The sequence below is a fragment of the Oleiphilus sp. HI0086 genome (genome assembly GCF_001635225.1).
Genome location: NZ_LWFZ01001394.1, coordinates 1 through 1,199 on the forward strand (window position 1 = coordinate 1; position 1,199 = coordinate 1,199).

At 42.4% G+C, this 1,199-nt stretch carries 1 protein-coding gene; it reads right to left on the reverse strand.

Annotation, left to right across the window (positions count from 1 at the left end):
• Positions 1-339: 339 nt before the first annotated feature.
• On the reverse strand, positions 340-1,199 hold an 860-nt coding region (gene eno, locus A3756_RS23785), incomplete at its 5' end, for a phosphopyruvate hydratase (protein WP_068554867.1).

Below are 1,199 nucleotides of genomic sequence, written 5' to 3' on the forward strand. Positions count from 1 at the left end.
TTATACTCCAGAGCACTTTCATAAGGACAACTTCACTACACCTTTAACTTCACACTAGTCACATTATTACTTAAAGATTGCCATACGCTGACAAGACACATAGACAAGCAAAAACGATATTTCTTCCCGCTACCACAGCGTAGAGACAAGAAAGCCCCGCTACATAAAAACGGATAAACAAACATATATTGGAATAAATTTACTCTAGTTCAGAAATTGGCTTTTAGCGAAAAGAATTCTGAAGATTAGCATAATTTAAGATAAGGCTTGTTTTGCCTAAAGACAAAAAAGCACTGAACGTTCAACGCACAGTGCTTTTCATTCAATCAAGGCCAGAAATTACTGTCCTTTGATCTCACTTCTACCCTTATAAGGCGCCTTGCTTCCCAACTGCTCTTCAATTCTCAATAAGCGGTTATACTTAGCAACACGATCAGAACGACAAAGTGAACCAGTCTTTATTTGGCCGGCACAGGTACCAACCGCCAAATCAGCAATTGTTGTGTCTTCTGTTTCACCAGAACGATGTGAGATAACTGCGGTATAGCCTGCATCTTTAGCCATCTTAATCGCATCTAAGGTTTCGCTCAGGCTACCAATCTGGTTGAATTTAATCAGAATCGAGTTAGCAATATCTTTTTCGATACCTTCAGAAAGAATCTTGGTATTGGTCACAAACAAGTCATCACCAACCAATTGAACTTTGTCGCCCAACTTTTCAGTTTGATACTTCCACCCATCCCAATCCGACTCGTCCTGACCGTCTTCAATAGAAACGATTGGATACTGGTCGCAAAGCTCAGCCAAATAATCAGAGAACTGCTCAGGGCTGAAAGCCTTACCTTCGCCTTTCATGTCGTATTTACCATCAACATAGAACTCAGTTGATGCACAGTCTAAGGCTAGCGTAATGTCTTTACCTAGCTCGTATCCTGCATTCGCTACAGCAACCTTGATTGCCGCCAATGCATCGGCATTAGAAGCCAAGTCAGGCGCAAAACCGCCCTCATCACCCACAGCGGTATTTAGACCTTGCTCACTTAATACCTTCTTCAAACCATGGAATATTTCAGCGCCCGCACGCAGTGCTTCGGCAAAAGTAGGAGCAGAAACTGGCTGAACCATAAACTCTTGGATATCAACATTGTTGTCTGCGTGCTCACCACCATTGATGATATTCATCATTGGCACAGGCATAG